Source organism: Frankia sp. CeTa3Moorea (assembly GCF_978021225.1).
The window spans coordinates 1-2,970 of record NZ_CDXDOR010000205.1 but is presented as its reverse complement, the minus strand read 5'-3'; the positions used below and the strand labels follow the sequence as shown (position 1 = coordinate 2,970).

The 2,970-nt window shown below is 71.4% G+C and carries 2 protein-coding genes and 1 pseudogene; all 3 read left to right on the top strand.

All coding sequences use genetic code 11. From position 1 onward, the window contains the following. The first annotated feature begins 597 nt into the window (after window positions 1–597). Window positions 598–1,803: a methionine adenosyltransferase gene (metK, locus tag AC08OV_RS22465; RefSeq protein WP_476601779.1), complete on the top strand. Its 1,206-nt coding sequence runs from the start codon at window positions 598–600 to the stop codon at window positions 1,801–1,803. Window positions 1,804–2,031: 228 nt separating this feature from the next. Then, entirely contained in the window at window positions 2,032–2,493 is a 462-nt protein-coding gene (locus AC08OV_RS22460) for a DUF309 domain-containing protein (protein WP_476613542.1), read from the top strand. Window positions 2,494–2,515: 22 nt separating this feature from the next. After that, window positions 2,516–2,905, top strand: a pseudogene (locus tag AC08OV_RS22455) (ISAzo13-like element transposase-related protein); the annotation flags it as partial. Window positions 2,906–2,970: the final 65 nt, after the last annotated feature.

Below are 2,970 nucleotides of genomic sequence, written 5' to 3'. Positions count from 1 at the left end.
ACCGGCTCGTCCGCGCGCCCAGGCAATGGCACACGATCGGCCTGCGGCGTTGACGGCAGGTTGACCGCCGTGGTGAGATCATCCGGTGTTCAGTCCGGCCGTTCTCGTTACGCGTGGCCACGTCGACTTCTCCCTGGTGAGTTCCGCCATCTGTACCGCGCGCTGAGCCGCGCGGCGGACGCGCTCGTCCCGGCGCACCCTCAGTGCGTTCCCGAGATCCACCGCTCCGGTCCGCTCCCTCGGCCTGGCCGGCCGTTGAGCCGGCGCGACCGGAGGCCGGCGCGACCAGCACCCCGCTCTCCTCACCTCGGCGCCCGCCGACCCGGAGGGCATGCCCGCATGCCGGTTCGACATCCGACGGCGTCGACATCCAACGGCGTCGACGAGCCCGACGCGGCACCCGGACCCCGAGCACCGATCCTGGTGAAATGACCGTGCCGGCCAGCCAGTGCCGGCCAGCCAGTGCCGGCAGGGATGTACCGGCGCGGATCCACCCGCGCAGCTCCACCCGCGCACGTATGTCCCCGTGCGACCGGTACCTCCTCCCGCAACATCACCTTGTTCCATATCTTGTTCCATGAAATGAGGAATCCTTCCATGTCCCGTCGCCTTTTCACCTCCGAGTCGGTCACCGAAGGCCATCCGGACAAACTCGCCGACCAGATCAGTGACGCCCTGCTCGACGCGTTCCTGGCCGGCGACCCCACCTCCCGGGTCGCGGTGGAGACACTGCTGACCACCGGGCACGTGCACGTGGCCGGCGAGGTCACCAGCTCCGCGCACGTCGACGTGACCGCCGTCGTGCGGCGCACCCTCACCGACATCGGTTACGACGCCGCCACCGGCTTCGACGGCGCGACCGTCGGCGTGCTGGTCTCGATCGGTGCCCAGTCCCCGGACATCGCCCAGGGCGTCGACAAGGCCTATGAGGCACGGGTCGAGGGCGGCGAGGACACGCTGGCCCAGCAGGGCGCCGGCGACCAGGGGATCATGTTCGGCTACGCCACCGACGAGACCCCCGACCTGCTCCCGCTGCCGATCACACTGGCCCACCGCCTCGCCCAGCGGCTGTCGAAGGTGCGTCACGCCGGCCTGCTGCCCTACCTGCGGCCGGACGGCAAGACCCAGGTGACCATCGAATACGACGGGGACCGCCCGGTCCGGTTGGACACGGTGGTCGTGTCCGCGCATCACGCCGCCGACGTCGACCTGGCCACCCGTCTGGTTCCGGACATCCGCGACCAGGTCATCGCCCCCGAGCTCAAGCGGCTGGCCGAGGAGAACCTGGGCTTGGAGGTAGACGGCTACCGGCTGCTCGTGAACCCGACCGGCCGGTTCGAGATCGGCGGCCCGATCGGCGACGCGGGCCTGACCGGCCGCAAGATCATCATTGACACCTACGGCGGTTACGCCCGTCATGGCGGCGGTGCTTTCTCCGGCAAGGACCCGTCCAAGGTCGACCGTTCGGCCGCCTACGCGCTGCGCTGGGTCGCCAAGAACGTCGTCGCGGCCGGCCTCGCCCGACGGGCGGAGCTGCAGGTTGCCTACGCCATCGGCAAGGCCGAGCCGGTAGGCTTGTTCGTCGAGACCTTCGGCACCGAGACCGTGCCGGTGCCGGAGATCGCGCGGGCCGTCTCGGAGGTCTTCGACTTGCGCCCGGCCGCCATCATCCGGGACCTCGACCTGCTACGGCCGATCTACGGGCAGACTGCCTCCTACGGCCACTTCGGTCGGACGCTGCCCGACTTCACCTGGGAGCGCACGGACCGCGCCGACGCGCTGCGCGCCGCAATCAGCCGCTGACCCCGGCGGACGCTGACACCAGCGGACGCCGACACCGCGCCCCAGGTCTTGCCTGGCGACGACTCCGGTCCGCGCGGCTACGGGAGGCGCCACCCGCTAGGGGCGGTCAGAGTGGACCGCATGACCACTTCGGACCGGTCCGGACGACGCGCACCGTCCGGAACACGGCCGCTGCCCGGAACACGCCCCGTCCCCCGGGCACACCCCGCGACTGAACCAGGGTCCGGGGTGTCCCGGCCCGGGGAACGGCCCCGGGACGCGCTGGGCCGCCCTCTTCCCCACGGCGAGACCGGCGTGCCGCCGCTCGCCTCCTCGGCCCCGCTACCGCCGGCCGCGGCACTCGCCGAGGCCCAGCGACTCCTCGACGCGGGACTTCCCTTCCAGGCACACGAGGTACTCGAGGCCGTCTGGAAGAGTCCGGAGACCGACCCCGGCGAGCGCGGGCTGTGGCGCGGGCTGGCACAGCTCGCCGTCGGCGTCACCCATCTGGCCCGCGGCAACGTCAAGGGCGGCGTGGCCGTGCTGCGGCGCGGCGCGGCGAACCTCGCCCCCTACGCGGACCGGCCTCCGCACGGCGTAGCCGTTCCTGGTCTGCTCGCCTGGGTGGACCTGCGGATCGCCGACACCGGCCAGGCCCATCCCGAATTACCGTGCATCACCGCCCCGGACCAGGGAGCCGCCGGAAAATAACTTCGGCTTTTGACCATACTCTGTGAGGGAGGGGACCGACGAGGTCCTAGCGGAGAAGTTCGCGGTGTTGCTGCCGCATCTGGACGAGCGTCGGCGGCGGCTGGTGCTAGGGGCGGATGCCAGGGCGTTGGGGCATGGCGGGATTCGTCTGGTGACCCGGACAGCGGGGGCCTCGGAGGACACCGTCTCGCGCGGGGCGGCGGAGTTGGACAGTGGCCAGCCTCCGTCCGGGCGGGTCCGCACGGCGGGCGCGGGCCGCAGACCGCTGCGGGAGAAGGACCCGCGCCTGGTGGACGCGCTGCTCGCGCTGGTCGAGCCCGACCAGCGGGGGACCCGGAGTCGCCGCTGCGATGGACGGTGAAATCGACCCGCATGCTGGCGGGGGGAGCTGACCCGGTCCGGGCACGTGGTATAGCAGGTCATGTCAACGACCACCAGATGTGCGACAGAGCCGTTTTCTTGACACACCCGCTCCAC

What these genes read in the sequence shown, in the direction of transcription:
- metK (WP_476601779.1), top strand. Translation starts at nt 598, where the DNA reads ATGTCCCGTCGCCTTTTCACCTCCGAGTCGGTCACCGAAGGCCATCCG.